12 protein-coding genes are annotated in these 15,994 nt (G+C 60.9%); 5 read left to right on the forward strand and 7 right to left on the reverse strand.

The genetic code is table 11. From position 1 onward, the window contains the following. Nucleotides 1-135: 135 nt before the first annotated feature. The gene (locus VD17_RS24365; protein WP_046056046.1) at nt 136-1,071 is read right to left on the reverse strand and encodes a choline ABC transporter substrate-binding protein; all 936 of its coding nucleotides are present in this window, start codon (nt 1,069-1,071) and stop codon (nt 136-138) included. An 18-nt stretch (nt 1,072-1,089) separates the two neighbouring features. Beyond that, on the reverse strand, nt 1,090-2,562 hold the full coding sequence (locus tag VD17_RS24370; RefSeq protein WP_046056047.1) for an aldehyde dehydrogenase family protein: 1,473 nt from the start codon (nt 2,560-2,562) through the stop codon (nt 1,090-1,092). Between the two features lie 204 nt (nt 2,563-2,766). Between VD17_RS24370 and VD17_RS24375 the strand changes: the two genes are divergently transcribed. Then, nucleotides 2,767-3,495 (forward strand): class II aldolase and adducin N-terminal domain-containing protein, encoded by a 729-nt coding sequence (locus VD17_RS24375; RefSeq protein WP_046056048.1) that lies wholly within the window; start codon nt 2,767-2,769, stop codon nt 3,493-3,495. Nucleotides 3,496-3,497: 2 nt separating this feature from the next. On the opposite strand, the gene VD17_RS24380 is transcribed toward VD17_RS24375, so the two are convergent. The 3 genes from VD17_RS24380 to VD17_RS24390 form a co-directional block, all read right to left on the reverse strand. Continuing rightward, nucleotides 3,498-4,571, reverse strand: a complete 1,074-nt coding sequence (locus tag VD17_RS24380) for a GlxA family transcriptional regulator (protein ID WP_046056049.1) — start codon at nt 4,569-4,571, stop codon at nt 3,498-3,500. Between the two features lie 22 nt (nt 4,572-4,593). Next, a complete protein-coding gene (locus tag VD17_RS24385; RefSeq protein ID WP_046056050.1) occupies nt 4,594-6,255 on the reverse strand; it encodes a choline dehydrogenase in 1,662 nt (553 codons plus the stop codon). Between the two features lie 146 nt (nt 6,256-6,401). Continuing rightward, the gene (locus VD17_RS24390; protein ID WP_046056051.1) at nt 6,402-7,571 is read right to left on the reverse strand and encodes an aromatic ring-hydroxylating oxygenase subunit alpha; all 1,170 of its coding nucleotides are present in this window, start codon (nt 7,569-7,571) and stop codon (nt 6,402-6,404) included. Nucleotides 7,572-7,934: 363 nt separating this feature from the next. Here VD17_RS24390 and VD17_RS24395 point away from each other — a divergent pair, with 363 nt between their 5' ends. From VD17_RS24395 to VD17_RS24405, 3 genes are all read left to right on the forward strand, one after another. Continuing rightward, nucleotides 7,935-8,435, forward strand: a complete 501-nt coding sequence (locus VD17_RS24395) for a sigma-70 family RNA polymerase sigma factor (RefSeq protein ID WP_046056052.1) — start codon at nt 7,935-7,937, stop codon at nt 8,433-8,435. 154 nt (nt 8,436-8,589) lie between these two features. Then, nucleotides 8,590-9,573 (forward strand): FecR family protein, encoded by a 984-nt coding sequence (locus tag VD17_RS24400; RefSeq protein ID WP_046056053.1) that lies wholly within the window; start codon nt 8,590-8,592, stop codon nt 9,571-9,573. 97 nt (nt 9,574-9,670) lie between these two features. After that, nucleotides 9,671-12,094 (forward strand): TonB-dependent siderophore receptor, encoded by a 2,424-nt coding sequence (locus tag VD17_RS24405; RefSeq protein ID WP_046056054.1) that lies wholly within the window; start codon nt 9,671-9,673, stop codon nt 12,092-12,094. Nucleotides 12,095-12,189: 95 nt separating this feature from the next. Here VD17_RS24405 and VD17_RS24410 read toward each other — a convergent pair whose 3' ends face one another. Further along, complete coding sequence (locus VD17_RS24410; protein ID WP_046056055.1) at nt 12,190-13,341, reverse strand: MFS transporter; 1,152 nt, start codon at nt 13,339-13,341, stop codon at nt 12,190-12,192. 273 nt (nt 13,342-13,614) lie between these two features. On the opposite strand from VD17_RS24410, the gene VD17_RS24415 reads away from it, so the two are divergent. After that, the gene (locus tag VD17_RS24415) at nt 13,615-14,607 is read left to right on the forward strand and encodes a DeoR family transcriptional regulator (RefSeq protein WP_046056056.1); all 993 of its coding nucleotides are present in this window, start codon (nt 13,615-13,617) and stop codon (nt 14,605-14,607) included. A gap of 131 nt (nt 14,608-14,738) precedes the next feature. Here the strand turns inward: VD17_RS24415 and codA are convergent, their stop codons facing one another. After that, complete coding sequence (gene codA, locus VD17_RS24420; protein WP_046056057.1) at nt 14,739-15,986, reverse strand: cytosine deaminase; 1,248 nt, start codon at nt 15,984-15,986, stop codon at nt 14,739-14,741. Between the last annotated feature and the right edge of the window lie 8 nt (nt 15,987-15,994).

The raw sequence follows: 15,994 nt of genomic DNA on the forward strand, positions 1-15,994 counted from the left end.
ACTCCCTCCCACATTGATCGCTGACGCACGAAGATTGTGTGCCCACCGCAGATCCCCTGTGGGAGCGAGCTTGCTCGCGATGACGGCCGTCCGGTTGATAAAGATATTGCCGGGTACACCGCTATCGCAGTTTTGTTATTGGCTTGCCAACCTGGCCGCCGCCACCTTCACTCCATCCTGACCATCGCGGCTACTGACACCCGACAACCACGCTTCCAACACTGCCCGGTTCGCCTTGAGCCAGGCTTTTGCTGCCGCCCGCGGTTTCTGGTTCTGGTTCAATACCGCATCCATCAACTGGTTCTCCATGGCCAGCGTGAACTCCATGTTCTGCAGCAATTTACCGACGTTGCTGCACTCTTTGAGATAGTCCTTGCGCACATTGGTGTAAACCGTTGCCTGGCCAAAATTCGGCCCGAAGTACTCATCGCCGCCGCTGAGGTACTTCATCTTGTTGCGGGTGTTCATCGGGTGCGGTTCCCAGCCGAGGAACACCATCCATTCGTTTTTGCGGGTGGCACGCTTGAGTTGCGAGAGCATCGCCGCTTCGCTGGATTCGACGATTTTGAAGTCCTTCAGGCCAAAAGCATCCTTGTCGATCATGCCCTGGATCAGGCGATTGCCGTCGTTACCCGGTTCGATGCCGTAGAGCTGGCCGTTGAGTTTGTCCTTGAATCTGGCGATGTCGGCAAAGTCGTGCAACCCGGCGTCGTACACGTAATCGGGTACCGCCAGGGTGTACTTGGCGCCGTGCAGGTTGGCGCGTACGGTTTCCACGGTGCCGGCATCGCGGTAAGGCTTGATGTCGTTTTCGGTGGTGGGCATCCAGTTGCCGAGGAATACGTCGAGCTCTTTGCCGGATGACAGTGCGCGGTAGGTCACAGGAATCGACAGCAGGGTGGTTTTGGTTTTGTAGCCGAGGGACTCCAGTACTTCGCTGGCGATGGCCGTGGTGACGGTGATGTCGGTCCAGCCGACATCGGAAAAACGCACCGTGGCGCAGGATTCCGGTTCCGCTGCCTGAGCCAGCAACGGCAGGCTGAGGGCGGCAAGCAACACAAGGGCTTTCATGGGATCAACTCCTCAACGTTATGCATTAACACCAAACCAGTTCAGCGGCGCCGGTTCGGTATTGAAGTAGATGTGCTTGAGCTCGGTGAACTCATCCAGCCCGGCCCGCGACAGTTCGCGGCCGATGCCGCTGGACTTGTAGCCACCCCACGGCGCTTGTGGAAACGCCGCGTTGTAGTCATTGATCCACAAGGTGCCGACCCGCAGGCGTTTAGCCATGCGGTAAGCCTTGCCGATGTCTCGGGTCCAGACCCCGGCAGCCAGACCGTAGGGTGTGTCATTGGCCAGTTGCAGCGCCTGGGCTTCGCCGCTGAAACGCTCGACGGTGATCACCGGACCGAAAATTTCTTCCTGGGCGATTCGCATCTCGGCTGTAACGTTGCCCAGCAAAGTTGGCCGCAGCCAGAAGCCGCGGTCGAACTGCTCGGGAATCGTCCCGCCGGCCAGCAAGGTCGCGCCTTGTTCGACGGCACCGGCAATCATCGTGAGGATCTGATCGCGCTGACCTGCAGAGATCAACGGACCCATTTGTGTGAGCGGGTCGAGGCCATCGCCCAGACGGATGTTCAGAATCCGTTGCTGCAAGGCTTCGACAAATCGATCGTGAATCCCGTCCTCCACCAACAGCCGGGAACCGGCGGAACAGATTTGCCCGGCATTGAAAAACACTGCGTTCAGCGCCTGATCCAGCGCCACTTCAAAGTCGGCATCGGCGAACACGATGTTCGGATTCTTGCCGCCCAGTTCCAGCGCCACGCGTTTGAAATTACCGGTGGCCGCACGCATCACCTTGCCGCCGGCACCCGCGCCACCGGTCAGCGACACCAGGTCCACTTCATCGCTGGCCGCGAGCAATTCACCGACGTCACCCGGACCGCAGAGCAGGTTGAACACGCCGGCCGGAAGGTCTGCTTCGGCGAGTAACTCGGTCAAGCGATGGGCCGTCATCGGCGTGAGGCTGCTGGGTTTGAACACCACGGTGTTACCAGCGGTCAGGGCCGGGGCGATCTTCCACACGGCTTGCAGCAGCGGATAGTTCCATGGCGCGATCAAGGCACACACGCCCACCGGTTCACGTTGGTTGAAACTGATGACGTGGGCCGGGGCATGGCTGTTGACACTGGCACTTTCGGTTTCCAGCAGCGCCGCGTAATAGCGGAACGTAGCGACCACGTTAGCGACGTCGCCGAGGCTTTCACCCAGGGTTTTTCCGGCGTTGAGGGTTTCCAGACGGGCGAGGTGTTCGGCGTCCCGTTCGATCAAACCGGCGATCCGCTGCATGAGCTGCGCACGCGCGGTCACCGCCATCGTCGGCCAAGGCCCCTGATCGAATGCCTGGCGTGCGGCACTGATTGCCAACTGCGCATCGACAGCCCCGGCCACGGCTACTTGCGCCAGCACTTCTTCGGTTGCGGGGTTGATGATGTCGCGGTAGCGCGCCGCCTGTGGTGCCTGCCAACGGCCTGCGATGAACAAGGGAATCTGCGTCATTTGCGTCTCCAGCCAAGTGGGTCGTGGTGCTCACTATGGCGGCGTCGGCAACGCGGCTATTGATCAAACGCGGCATAACCACGCCGTTTTTCCACGGCTTCCCTGCCGCGAGATAACGGCAGTCAATGTCGTTTCCCGTCAAGTGCCCGCCAGGCGTCTCTCTACACTGCCAAGCATCCGGTCAAACGAACTGTGGGGGACGCGATGAATCAACCTGTCGAGCAACTGAGAATCAGCCTGGCCTGCGCCTTTCGCTGGGCGGCGCGGCTGAACCTGCATGAGTCCATTGCCAATCACTTCAGCGTGGCGGTGTCAGATGACGGGCGGGAATTTTTGATCAATCCATACGGCAAGCATTTCTCACGGATCAAGGCCAGCGACCTGCTGCTGGTGAATGCCGATGACCCCGCGAGCCTGGATCGCCCGGACGCGCCGGACATCACCGCATGGGCCTTGCACAGCGCCTTGCATCGCAACCAACCGCACGCCCGTTGCATCCTCCACACGCATTCCAGATATGCAACGGCGCTGGCCTGCCTGGCGGATTCGCGACTGCCGCCGATCGAACAGAACGCCATGCGATTTTTTGAGCGGGTGGCCATCGACGATGGATTCGATGGCATGGGCCTGGGAGACGAAGCCGAGCGCGTCAGTCATCTGCTGGAAGACAAACCGATTCTGTTGATGGGCAACCATGGCCTGCTGGTCGCGGCGCCGACCATCGCCCAGGCGTTCGATGATCTGTACTACTTCGAACGGGCCTGCGAGACCTACATCACCGCACTTTCAACGGGGCGCGAGTTGCGCATCGCCAGTGATGAAATCGCCCGCAAGACCTGTCGACAATGGCTCGATTACCCAGGTTTCGCCGACAAACATTTCAGCGCGCTGATGGGCATTCTGGACGAGGAAGAAGCGGGTTATCGGCTATGAATTCAATCCGCCCCGGCCGGCCGGTGCTCCTTGCGCAGCGGCTGACGCATCACCGGGGCGGTCCAGACCTGGCTGCGGTCCTCGCTGGGCGGGCAACCGAAGCGAGCGCGGTAGGTGCGGGAAAAGTGCTCCAGCGAACCAAACCCTGAACACGCCGCCACTTGCGCCACGCTCAAGCGAGTTTGCTGCAGCAGGCTGTGGGCCTTGGCCAGCCGCAACGTGATGTAGTACTTGAGCGGCGACAGGCCGGTCTGGTGCTTGAACTGCCGCTCCAGTTGCCGCCGCGAGAGGCCGACCTGGCTGGCAATCGCCTCGCAATCGAGCGGTTCTTCCAGCGCCTTTTCCATCAACTGCACCGCACGACGAATCTTGCTGCCGTACAGGCCGGTGTTGGTCAGGCCGCCATCGAGTTGATTGTCCGCCGGCGCACGGACCTGGCCCATCAGCAGGTGCATGCCGATCTCCCGCGCCAGATCGCTGTCGATACTTTGGCCGATCCAGCCGAGCAGCATGTCCAGCGTCGTGGTTGCGCCGGCGCAGGTCATGCGCTGACGCTCAAGCGTATAGAGCTGCGGCTTGGCGTGAACGCGGGGATAGCTCTCCTGAAAGCCCTGTAGATTGTCCCAGTGCACCGCGGCTTCATAGCCGTCGAGCACGCCGGCGGCCGCGAGTAATTCTGTGCCGGTTTCCACGCCCATCAACACCGCGCCGAACAACGCCTGTTTGCGCAGCCAGCTCTTGAGCGCCAGGTTGCGGCTGTGTTTGTGCACGTCAAAACTGGCGATCACCAGGCACACATCGAAACCCTGATCTGCGCGCAGACCCTCGTTGGCCACGGTCGTCAGGCCATTGCTGGCCTGCACCGGTTCACCGTCCAGCGATAACAGCGTCCACTCAAACAGTTGGCGCTGGGTCAGCCAATTGGCGATCGCCAGTGGCTCCAGCACCGCGGCTAACCCGAAGTTGGAAAACGACGGCAACAGCAGCACCGCCACCCGCAACGGCGCGACATCGCCGCGCCGCCAGGTGAAACGGGTTTCGGGGAGCGCTGCGTTGTCGGGCGGTGGATTGCTCATGCGTCATCTCTGCGTTCAAACATCATCGTTGCTGTGTCTGCCACTGCGGATGAATCCACACCGGCGCATCAGAGGTCGGCAGGGGCGTCAATCCGCGAATCATGTCGCTGGCCTTTTCCGCGATCATCACCGTCGGCGCATTGGTGTTGCCGCTGACGATCACCGGCATGATCGAGGCGTCCACCACCCGCAAACCGTCGAGTCCATGCACTCGCAGCTGCGGATCGACCACCGCTTCCGGATCAAAGGCCGGCCCCATCTTGCAGGTGCCGCTGGCATGGTAGCCGGTTTCCGTGACCTGCCTGGCCCAGGCATCCAGCGCTTCATCGCTCTGCGCGCCGGGGCCCGGGACCAACTCTTCACCTTTGAACGCGGCCATGGCCGGTTGCTCGATAATCTCGCGCACCAGCCGCGCACCGGCGCGCATGTCAGCTCGATCCTGCTCGGTTTTCAGGTAATTGAACAGGATGCGCGGCGGCTGTCGAGGGTCGGCGCTGTTCAGCGTGACGCTGCCCAGACTGGTGGGGCGCATCAGGTCGATGTGGATCTGGAATGCATGACTTGGCACCAGGTCGACGCTGCCCGGTTGGACGGCCAGCGGCATGAAGGTCAGTTGCAAATCCGGGTGTTCTACGCCCGCACGGGAACGGATAAACGCGCCGGCCTCGAAATGATTGCTCGCCGCCAATCCGTCGTGGGTGGCGAACCAGCGTGCGCCGATCCACCATTTGCCCGGCGCGGTGGTCCACGGATACAGCGACACCGGTTTTTTGCACAGGTACTGCACAACAGTGTCCGGATGGTCGTTGAGCCGCCGGCCAACACCGGGCAGGTCATGTTTCACCGTGATCTCCAGATCGCGCAATTCGGCCGCCGGACCCACGCCAGAGAGCAACAACAACTGCGCAGAATTGATCGCTCCGGCGGTCAGTAATACTTCGCGTCGGGCATGAGCGTTATGAGTCTCACCGTTCTGCTCGTATTCGATCCCGACAGCGCGATTGCCGTCGAACAGGATGCGCAACGCCAACGCGTCGGCGGCCACCCGAACATTGCCCCGAGCCAGCGCCTCGCTCAGATACCCCCGCGAAGTGCTCCAGCGCCGCCCGGCGCGAGTGGTGCGATCCACTGGCCCGAACGCTTCCTGTCGATAGCCGTTCAAATCGCGGCTCAAGCCATACCCTGCCTCGGCGCCGGCGGCCAAAAATGCTGCGCACAAAGGTGTCGCCGTATCGCCCGGTGTGACGTGCAAATGCCCCGCAGCCCCTCGGTAATCATCCGCGCCGTCGGCGTGGGTTTGCGCACGCTTGAAGTACGGCAACACCTCCTGGTAACTCCAACCGTCACAGCCTTGATCGGCCCAGCCGTCGTAATCCCGGGCATGGCCACGGATGTAAACCATGCCGTTGATCGACGACGAGCCGCCCAGCGTCCGGCCTCGTGGTGTGCCGATCCGGCGTCCATCCAGATACGGTTCCGGCTCGGAGCTGTAGCTCCAGTTGAAGCGTGTACCGCCGACCACAATCCCTACGGCGGACGGCATGTCGATGGTCCAGCTCTTGTCGGTCGGGCCGGCTTCCAGCACTAAAATCTGCACCGACGGGTCTTCACCCAACCGGTTGGCCAACACGCAGCCCGCAGACCCGGCGCCCACAATCAGGTAATCAAACTCATGATCGGCCATGGTTCGCTGTGCTCCTTTAATTAAAAATCGCGACACAAAACCTGTGGGAGCGAGCCTGCTTGCGAAGGCAATTGATCATTCAACATTGATGCTGACTGACACGCCGCTATCGCGAGCAGGCTCGCTCCCACAGGTACTGTGTTGGCTCAGATTGCGGACGGCCCGTGAATACCGTTGAACACCAGGCGATGGAAGTGATGCACCAGATGCTCGCTTTCATTGCTGCGCTGGGCGTCGATCATGTAGCGGCCCTGGTCGTAACCGAGGGAATGCAAACCCTTCTGCACCGAGATGTTCAACGCGATGTCTTCCGGTCCCAGATCCTCATTCATCCATTTCATGCAGGACTCAGTGACAGCGGCGGTCTCGGTGTTGGTGGAGTAGTAACCAAAGCGCAGCAGCGAGCGTTCGGCATCCAGCGGAATCATGATGAACGAGCCGAGAAACTCCGAGAACGGGAAGGTATAGAAAGTGTTGTTCGGCCACATGCCGATGTTGAAAAAGCATTCGTTGGGGTTCACCTGACTTTTCAGCGGTACGCCATAAGCTTCGGTCACCGAGAGGTTGGCCGGGGCGACGTAGGTCCACCAGTTGTCGCGTTTGGTCAACTGATAGCCCTTGAAGTCGATGAGTTTGGCGAGGTCGATATGGCACGGCCCGGACAACTTGAAGTGATAGCCCTCGATGGAGTTGTCCATGATCACCTTCCAGTTGGCCGGCACGATCACATCCTGCTCCTCGATCAGGCGCATGTTCGCAAGGTCTGGAAACACCCGCCGCATTTCCTCATCGGCACCGGGAAACAGGTCCCGCAACGAGGGCGCGGCCGGATCAAGATTGAAGTAGATGAACCCGCCCAGTTCCTCGGTGCGAATTTGCGGAATGTTGAACTGCTGCAACTCAAAGTTTTTCATCTTCTCGCAACGCGGCGCGCTGCGCAGGCTGCCGTCCATCTCGTAGCACCATGAGTGATAAGCGCAACGCACCACGCCGCCGGTCGTGCCGCGACGTTCTTCGAGCAAGCGATTGCCGCGGTGCTGGCAAACGTTGTGGAACGCATGGATCTGGCCCTGACGATTTTTTGCCACCACCACGCTCTGGTCGAACAGATCCGTGACCACGTACTGACCCGGTTCGGCGAACTCGCTGACATGCCCGGCCACGTGCCAGGCGTGCATGAAAATGTTGTCGCGTTCGGCCTTGAACAGGGTCTCGTCGAAGAAGTAACGCGAGGGCAGGGTGAAGGCCTCTTCCGGGTCCTGATGGTCCCAGCCGTCAACGGGGCTTTGCTGTTTGCGGGTTTGGAAACTTTGCATGGGGTGATCTCCACAGTGACTGGCCGCACGGCACGGCTGCTTGTTCTGGGAGTTAATCTAGGGCGCGGGGAGGTGGTGGGATTGATGGATTGCGACCAGTTGATGGGAGAAATCATCAAGCGTTTGAAACGGGTCATCGGTGGTGACTCGTTGGAAAATCCTCAGGAGTTAAGCAATTTCAGCTGCTACAGATTGCATTGCGGCTTAACTGATCAGCATTACGCTTTTCGGCGCCCCTTTACAAACAGGGTCACCAGCGGATTGGCAGGGGCGCAAAAACCTGTGCAGCGCCGGTCTGGAATCCGTTGCTTCCGGTTAATAGGAAGCATTACTATTCACGCCTCGTCTTCACAGCACGCCGCAATGACCCCCAAGCTGCCCCGCAGACACGGCTTTTTCGAGCATTACGAAGAGTTGGTCGGGACCTGGACCCGTCGCCTGAGAAATCGTCAGCAGGCCGAGGACCTGGCCCACGACACCTTCGTGAGGGTGCTTGAGTCCGATTCGGCGACGGTTGCACAACCTCGGGCGTATTTGCACCAGACCGCACGCAACATTGCGGTGGATGGTTATCGGCGGGAGGATCGGCGGGGTGCCATGGAGTCGGAGGCGGTTGATCACAGTGTGTCGTCGTCCGGCGACCCGGAGCATTTCATGCATGCGATCCAGTTGGCTGACTCCATCGAACGGGCGCTCACCGAGTTGCCGGTCAACTGCCGCAAGGTGTTTGTCTGGCAGAAGATCGAAGGCCTGACCCAGGCTGAAATCGCCGAACGCCTTGGTCTGTCCAAGAACATGGTGGAAAAGTATATGATCCGCACGCTGCGGCATCTGCGCGACCGCCTTGACGGATTGCAATCATGATGTGCGGTGTCTTTTGTAGGAGCTGGCGAAGCCTGCGATGTTTTGGCGGCATTGAAATCGTTGGAGATCAAGATCAAAAGATCGCAGCCTGCGGCAGCTCCTACGTAAGCCAGATCTTCGGTGCCTTCTCATCCCCAGCCAAACAGGAACTTCCATGATGGATACTCGTGATTGTGCGTGCGGGCAAACAACGGTTCGCGACGAGGCGGCGCGGTGGTTTGTGCGTTTGCAGGAACCTGCGATCAATGTCGAAGCGCATCGACATTTCGAAGCCTGGCTGAACGAACACCCTCAGCATCGCGACGAATTCAAGTTGCTCCAGGGCTTGTGGGCGGCGGCGGATTTGCTGCCGGCGGCGCGTCTGCAAGCCTTGTGTGAAACCCCACCGGCCCGCAGCAAACGTCGCTCGCTGGTGCGTTATGCGGTGGCCGCCAGTGTGTTGGCCGTCGCGCTCGGTTTGGGGTTGTTCAGCGGTTTGAATCACCCGGCGATCTACACCGCCGAATTTTCCACTGCCCTGGGCGAGCGACGTCATGTGGCGTTGCCGGACGGTTCGGTGATCGACCTGAACAGCCGCAGTCGCGTTCAGGTGCGCTATGAAAACGACCGCCGTAGCATCGAGCTGACGCAGGGTGAAGCGATGTTCAGTGTCGAGCACGACACCCGCCGGCCCTTCGTGGTCGAGGCGGGCAGCGGCAAGGTCACAGTCACCGGCACCCGTTTTGATGTGCGCCGCGATACCACCCAAACCCGGGTCGTGGTGGAGCAGGGCACCGTCAAGGTTCAGGGGCATGCAACGGCGGGCAGCGATTTCATCAGCCTCACGGCCGGCCTCGGCACGCACATCGATGCCCAAGGCGAAGTGGCCGCTGCCTACGCGGTCAACCCTGCCGAGCTGACCGCCTGGCGCAGCGGCAAACTGGTGTTCACCAACGCCAGACTCAGCGACGTCGCCGAGGAAGTGTCGCGCTATCGGGAGAAACCGCTCACCGTCGGCAACGACAAAGTGGGCAATCTGCGCCTGACCAGCGTGTTCAAATCCGACAACACCGACGCACTGCTTAAGGCCTTGCCGAGCATTCTGCCGGTGGCCGTGCGCACCCTCGATGACGGCAGTCAGGAAATAATTTCAAAATAAATTCAGGTTTTTTTCGAGTTGATCGTCTTCCTGTCCAACTGCAACTGGTTTGCATTAACAGACGCACACTCTTGCGATCCACAGGACTACGTTCGACGTGAAAAAATCCACCGCTAAAAACAACAAATCACCTTGGTTGCGCCTCGCTCTCGCCCTGGCTGTCAGCACGGCGCTGCCCCAGGCGTTTGCCGCCGACGCGATTCACATCCCGGCGCAACCCTTGGGTCAGGCCTTGAGTGAACTGGGTCAGCAGACCTCGCTGCAGGTGTTCTTCAGCCCTGAGCTGGTCGCCGGCAAACAGGCCCCGGCGGTGGACGGCAACCTTTCTCCAGAAGACGCGCTGCGCCAGTTGCTGCAAGGCAGCGGTCTGCAATACCAGATCGACCAGGGTTCGGTCACGTTGATGCCGGCACCGACGTCTGCGGCCAATGGCCCGCTGGAGCTGGGCGTGACCGACATCAAGGTGGTCGGCAACTGGCTCGGTGACGCCGATGCCGCCGTGGTGCAGAACCACCCCGGCGCGCGTACTGTGATTCGCCGCGAGGCAATGATCGAGCAGGGCGCAATGAACGTCGGCGACGTGCTGAAGCGCGTGCCCGGTGTGCAAGTGCAGGATGCCAACGGTACCGGCGGCAGCGACATTTCCCTGAACGTCGGTGTGCGTGGCCTGACTTCACGCCTGTCGCCACGCTCCACCGTGCTGATTGACGGCGTACCGGCAGCGTTCGCCCCGTACGGCCAGCCGCAGTTGTCCATGGCGCCGATTTCTTCCGGCAACCTCGACAGCATCGACGTGGTTCGCGGCGCCGGCTCCGTGCGTTACGGGCCACAGAACGTCGGTGGTGTGATCAACTTCGTCACTCGCGCGATCCCGGAGAAAGCCACCGGTGAAATCGGCAGCACCCTGGAAACCTCCCAGCACGGTGGCTGGAAGCACATCGACACGGCGTTTCTCGGCGGCACCGCGGACAACGGCATCGGCATGGCTCTGCTGTACTCGGGCGTGAATGGCAACGGTTACCGCGAACGCAACAACGGCAACGACATCGACGACGTGATCCTCAAGACCCACTGGGCACCCACCGATGTGGACGATTTCAGCCTCAACTTTCACTACTACGACGCCAGCGCCGACATGCCGGGCGGCCTGACCCAGGCGCAGTACGACGCCGATCCGTTCCAGTCCGACCGCAACAACGACAACTTCAGCGGACGCCGCAAGGACGTCTCGTTCAAGTGGGCACGGCAGATCGACGACCGCACCCAGGCCGAAGTGCTGACCTACTATTCCGACAGCTTCCGTGGCAGCAACATCGCCGCTCGCGATCAGAAAACCCTCGGCTCGTTTCCGCGTACTTACTACACCTTCGGGATTGAACCGCGGGTGTCCCATGTGTTCGACGTCGGCCCGACCACCCAGGAAGTCAGTGTCGGTTATCGCTACCTCAAGGAAGGCATGCACGAAGAGGCTAGCCGCCTGGCGCTGGTGAACAACGAGCCGGTCGTGACCAAGAGCTCGGACGGCCATGTGTATCAGGACCGCACCGGCGGCACTGAAGCCAACTCGGTGTACGTCGATAACAAAATCGACGTCGGTAACTGGACCATCACCCCCGGCATCCGCTTTGAACACATCAGCACCGATTGGCACGACCGCCCGGTGCTCGACACCGCCGGCAAACCGGTGCTGGAAAAGAACCGCAGCATCGAAAGCAACGAGCCGCTGCCGGCCCTGAGCGTGATGTATCACGTGTCGGAAGAGTGGAAGCTGTTCGCCAACTACGAAACCTCGTTTGGCAGCCTGCAGTATTTCCAGCTCGGCCAGGGTGGCGCGGGTGACGAACCGGCCAATGGCCTGGAACCGGAAAAGGCCAAGACCTACGAGGTCGGCACGCGCTACAACAATGATGTGTGGGGCGGGGAAGTGACGCTGTTCTACATCGACTTCGATAAAGAGCTGCAATACATCAGCAACGATGCGGGCTGGACCAACCTCGGCGCGACCACGCACCAAGGCCTCGAAGCCTCGGTGCACTACGACATGGCGGCACTGGACCCACGGCTCGACGGCTTGACCGCCAACGCTGGTTTCACCTACACGCGTGCCGTTTATGAAGGCGAGATCCCGGGCTTCAAGGGCCGTGACCTGCCGTTCTATTCGCGTCAGGTGGCGACTGCCGGTTTGCGTTACGACATCAACCGCTGGACCTACAACCTCGATGCGTTTGCCCAGTCCAAGCAGCGTTCGCCGGGCGTTGCCGTGAATGCCGACGGCAGCTTCACCAACAAGTACATCACCGAAGGCACCGCCGACGGCCAGTACGGCGACATCCCGGGCTACGTCACCTGGAACGTACGCGGCGGCTATGACTTCGGCGCGACGCTTTCGAACCTGAAAGTCGGCGCCGGGGTGAAAAACATTTTCGACAAGCAGTACTTCACCCGCTCCAGCGACAACAACTCGGGGATGTACGTTGGCGCACCGCGCACGTTCTTTGTGCAGGCCAGCGTCGGGTTTTAACGGCTGAAGATCAAAAGATCGCAGCCTCCGGCAGCTCCTACATTTGGATGGCGTACATCTTGTAGGAGCTGCCGGAGGCTGCGATCTTTTCGCTTTCAGACCTTCAGCACCTTCCCGCCAATCGCCACCGCCACCAGCAACACCGCCATCAACCCGAAGGCAAAACTCAAACTGCTGCCGTGGGCGATAAACCCGATCAACGCAGGCCCCGCAAGAATACCCGCGTAGCCCAACGTGGTAATGGCCGGCACGGCGACGCTTTCGGGCATCACCGTCTGTTTGCCCACCGCCGTGTACAGCACCGGCACAATGTTCGAACAACCCGCTCCCAAGAATGCATAACCCACCAGCGCCGCTTCCCAACTCGGGGCGAAGGTCGCCACAAACAGGCCCGCTGCGGCCGTCAATCCACCGAACACAATCACCCGGGTAGCGCCGAGACGACGCACGATCGAATCACCGGTCAAACGTCCCACAGTCATGGTCAACGCAAACGCCGCGTAACCCAGCCCCGCATAAGCGGTGTCGATCCCGCGCTCCTGCGCCAGGAACACCGCGCTCCAGTCGAGCGCCGCGCCTTCGGCGAGGAACACGATGAAACACATCCCGCCGATGAACAGCACGATGCCATGGGGAACGGCAAACGCCGGCCCCGAACTTTCGCTGCCGTAAGGCAAGAGGTGCGGCGCGGCCTTGGCCAGGGCGATCAGCAACATAACGATCACCACCAGCGTCGCCCCCAGCGGTGAAACCCCGAAGCCGAGCAGGGCGCTGACGCCCGCCGCACCTACAATCCCGCCGAGGCTGAACAACCCATGGAAACCCGACATCATGGTCTTGCCGCTGGCCCGTTCAACGATCACCGCTTGCAGGTTCACCGTCGAATCCACCGTGCCAAGGCCCGCACCGAACATGAACAACGCGGCAATCAACGCCGGAATCGACGACACCGTCGCGAGCAGCGGCAGGGCCGCACAGATCAGCAACACCCCGGCGCTCACCACCCGGCGACAACCGAAACGCCTGGCCAGAAGCCCCGCCATCGGCATCGCCAGAATCGACCCCACCCCCAGGCACAACAGCAGCAAACCGAGCGTCCCTTCATCCAGCCCGGCCCGAGCCTTGGCGTAGGGCACCAGCGGCGCCCACGCAGCGATACCGAAGCCGGCAATGAAAAAGGCGATGCGCGTGGACATCTGCTCCAGGCGTCCGGGAACAAATGCGGTTTGGGTGTTGAGGTTGGTCATATCAATCCTTGGCAAAAAACGTCGCGTACAAGGGACAGCGACTCACCAGTGAGGGTTCGATCAGCGTCCGCCCAGGTTCGCGGTCAGGCAGGGTGACATCCTTGCACAGCCTGACCCTCCATCGCGAGCGCGGGTGTCAGTGGTGTGTCGGCGCGAACCCTGGCCCAACACTTTCTCCCTGAAAAGAATGCTTTTTCAGGCGTGAAGCGTGATTGCAGGCCTGTTGAAGCATTAGAGTGGGCACCGCCCCAAAAGATAAAAAAGGACCGGTACATGGCGCAGTTCTACGATGCACGCGGCAATATTTATGGCGTGGTATCTCCCGCAGCGGTGCGTCGCGCCGGTGTCGACTTGCCGACAACGGCCGGGCAGGCCGCGTCGTCCCGGGCGGCCTGGAGCCGGCAAGCGGTGGATGCATTCTGCGAATGGCCGTCGCATTCGCGGCCGGCCAATGCCAAGTCGCATCGTTGCGATGGCTTGCTGATCGGGCCGTTTCAAGACTCGCCACCGTTTGACCTGCTGATCGTCAACACCGACGGCACCCTGGCCGAGCGCAGTGGCAACGGGTTGACGATTTTCTCTCAGGCCCTGAGTGAGCAAGGGCTGTTGCCGGGGGACGAGGTTTGTTTGCTCAGGGTTCATCACGACAAGGCTGATGCGGTTTCACCGGTGAGCACGTCGGTGAAACCGGCCGAGGTCGAGGGCGTGAAAGGCTTCTGGCTGGATTTGGGCAAACCCTCGTTCGGGCCGGCCGCGGTGGGGGCTAAAAGGGTTGAAAACGTGTTGTTGAACGGTCGCGACGTCAGCCATGTGCAGCCGTTGTCGGCGCTCGATCCCGCCTGGTCTCGAAGCCAATTCGTGCGCATCGGCAATCCTCATTGCGTGACACTTTTAGAGAGCGCCGATGCATTGCCGAGTAATAAGCAGATTCGCGAGCCGCGGTTGTCCGAAGGGCTGACGCGTATCGCTTACGCCATGCCGACCGGGGCGGGGGAGCCGTGTGCTGCGGGTGTGAATCTGCAATGGGCGATGCTTGAGTCTGAAGGGCAAGTCGTCGCGCGGGTATTCGAGCGCGGAGAAGGGCCTACGGCGTCGTCGGGCACCAGCGCCAGTGCGGTGGCCTGCGCCGCATGGCGGGTGGGTTGGGTCAGTGCTGGGGAGGTGAAAGTGGTCATGCCCGGCGGTACTGCACCGATTTTGTTGGAGGAATTAGAGGGGGAATTGAGTCAGGTCAGGCTATTCGGTACGGCGCGGTTGATGAGTTGATTGTTAGATCGCCATCGCGAGCAAGCTCGCTCCCACATTAGATCTTCTGTGGACACAATTACTGTGTAAGACACAGGTCAAATGTGGGAGCGAGCTTGCTCGCGATGAGGCAAGCCCAGTCAATGCAAAATTCAGCGCTGATCGCCGAAGAACTCCACCACCGGCATCTGTCGCTTCATCAACAACTTGCCATCGCGCACCGAATACAGCGGCAGGCCCTGGCTGCGGATCACCTCGTAATCGCTGTCCGCCGACAGAATCAGCAAATTCGCTGGCCGCCCGCGTTCCAGTCCATATCGATCCCCCAAATTCATGGCCTTGGCGCTGTTGTCGGTGACCAGGTCCAGCGCGCTTTGCAGGTTGCGGTAACCGAGCATGTGGCAGATGTGCAGGCCGGCTTCAAGCACCCGCAAGATATTGCCGTTACCCAGCGGATACCACGGGTCGACGATCGAATCCTGGCCGAAACACACGTTCATCCCCGCTTCGAGCAGTTCGTTGACACGGGTCACGCCACGGCGTTTCGGGAAGTTGTCGAAGCGCCCTTGCAGGTGAATGCTTTCGGTGGGGCAGGAGACAAAACTGATCCCCGAATGCCCGAGCAGGCGGAACAATTTGGCGCAGTAAGCATTATCGTAAGAGCCCATCGCCGTGGTGTGGCTGGCGGTCACTCGCGAACCCATGTCGCGGCTGCGGGCTTCTTCAGCCAGCACCTCCAGAAAACGTGAGTGCGGGTCGTCGGTTTCATCGCAATGCACGTCCACCAGGCAACCGGTGCGCTCGGCCAGGTCCATCAGGAATTTCACTGAGCTCACGCCTTGATCGCGGGTGTACTCGAAATGCGGAATGCCGCCGACCACATCGGCGCCCATGCGGATCGCTTCTTCCATCAGCTCGCGACCGTTGCGGTACGACTCGATGCCTTCCTGCGGGAACGCAACGATCTGCATGTCGATCAGGTGACGACTTTCCTCGCGCACTTCGAGCATCGCCTTGAGCGCGGTGAGCTGCGGGTCGGTGACGTCGACATGGGTGCGCACGTGCTGGATGCCGTGGGCGGCGAGGGTCTGGATGGTTTTCTTGGCGCGGGTTTTGGTGTCCTCTTCGGTGATGGTCACCTTGCGCTCGCCCCAGCACTCGATGCCTTCGAACAGCGTGCCGCTCATGTTCCAGCGCGGCTCGCCGGCGGTGAGTGTGGCGTCGAGGTGAATGTGTGGCTCGACGAAGGGCGGCACCACCAGGTTGCCGCCGGCGTCCAGATCATCGGGCCCCAGGGTTGGGGCTTCGGTCTGTCGGGCGATGCTGCTGATCAGGCCGTTTTCCAGGTGCAACTCATGCAGGCCATCTTGGTTGCGCAGGCGGGCGTTGATGATGTGCATCAGGCGAA

It is taken from the genome of Pseudomonas fluorescens (assembly GCF_000968015.1).
Classification (GTDB): Bacteria; Pseudomonadota; Gammaproteobacteria; order Pseudomonadales; family Pseudomonadaceae; genus Aquipseudomonas; species Aquipseudomonas fluorescens_W.

Excerpts from the sequence above, each read along its gene's own strand:
- VD17_RS24365 (WP_046056046.1), bottom strand. The coding sequence starts at position 1,071 with ATGAAAGCCCTTGTGTTGCTTGCCGCCCTCAGCCTGCCGTTGCTGGCT.
- VD17_RS24370 (WP_046056047.1), bottom strand. The coding sequence starts at position 2,562 with ATGACGCAGATTCCCTTGTTCATCGCAGGCCGTTGGCAGGCACCACAG.
- VD17_RS24375 (WP_046056048.1), top strand. The coding sequence starts at position 2,767 with ATGAATCAACCTGTCGAGCAACTGAGAATCAGCCTGGCCTGCGCCTTT.
- VD17_RS24380 (WP_046056049.1), bottom strand. The coding sequence starts at position 4,571 with ATGAGCAATCCACCGCCCGACAACGCAGCGCTCCCCGAAACCCGTTTC.
- VD17_RS24385 (WP_046056050.1), bottom strand. The coding sequence starts at position 6,255 with ATGGCCGATCATGAGTTTGATTACCTGATTGTGGGCGCCGGGTCTGCG.
- VD17_RS24390 (WP_046056051.1), bottom strand. The coding sequence starts at position 7,571 with ATGCAAAGTTTCCAAACCCGCAAACAGCAAAGCCCCGTTGACGGCTGG.
- VD17_RS24395 (WP_046056052.1), top strand. The coding sequence starts at position 7,935 with ATGACCCCCAAGCTGCCCCGCAGACACGGCTTTTTCGAGCATTACGAA.
- VD17_RS24400 (WP_046056053.1), top strand. The coding sequence starts at position 8,590 with ATGATGGATACTCGTGATTGTGCGTGCGGGCAAACAACGGTTCGCGAC.
- VD17_RS24410 (WP_046056055.1), bottom strand. The coding sequence starts at position 13,341 with ATGACCAACCTCAACACCCAAACCGCATTTGTTCCCGGACGCCTGGAG.
- VD17_RS24415 (WP_046056056.1), top strand. The coding sequence starts at position 13,615 with ATGGCGCAGTTCTACGATGCACGCGGCAATATTTATGGCGTGGTATCT.
- codA (WP_046056057.1), bottom strand. The coding sequence starts at position 15,986 with ATGCACATCATCAACGCCCGCCTGCGCAACCAAGATGGCCTGCATGAG.